The organism is Pseudomonas sp. RA_35y_Pfl2_P32, from assembly GCF_963970735.1.
GTDB lineage: Bacteria > Pseudomonadota > Gammaproteobacteria > Pseudomonadales > Pseudomonadaceae > Aquipseudomonas.
In genome coordinates, this window is sequence record NZ_CAXAQF010000317.1 from 1 (window position 1) to 458 (window position 458).

Consider the following 458-nt stretch of genomic DNA (forward strand, 5'->3'; position numbering starts at 1 on the left):
GTTCGGACGTGATCGCGTAAATGCGGCCGACCAAGGCCATGCGGATGAGGAGTTCGGGATCGATCGATGGCCGTCCCCTTGCGCTGTAGTGACCGGCCAGTGCCTGTCTCAACTCGCCGATGTCGAGACATCGATCGACGCGACGCAGCAGGTGGTCTGTGGGCAACATGGCTTCTACGGTGCGGGGGGACGCCCCTTCCCGCTTACCGCGACAGGCTGGTCCCATCATAGCGACGCTCCTTTCGGCAGGGGTGAAACGAAGGAGCAACCCGGCATGTCCGGCATTTTTCAACAGGCCCGGTCGTTTGCGACGACGCCGAGCGGTCAGGCCGGAGCACCGACCAAAGGCGTAGTCGATAATACGAAGTCGGACGGCGCTACCGGCCCTCTCCCCTGCACGGGAATGTCATTACCCCCGAAATGCGGTGCAGAGTTCGTGGTATCGACTACGCCTGGCG

General features: G+C 62.7%; 1 protein-coding gene. It reads left to right on the forward strand.

Annotated features, from left to right (window positions below; all coding sequences use genetic code 11):
- Positions 1–274: 274 nt before the first annotated feature.
- Positions 275–458, forward strand: a 184-nt coding sequence (locus AACY45_RS28470) for a hypothetical protein (RefSeq protein ID WP_339548803.1), incomplete at its 3' end; no start/stop codon positions are given.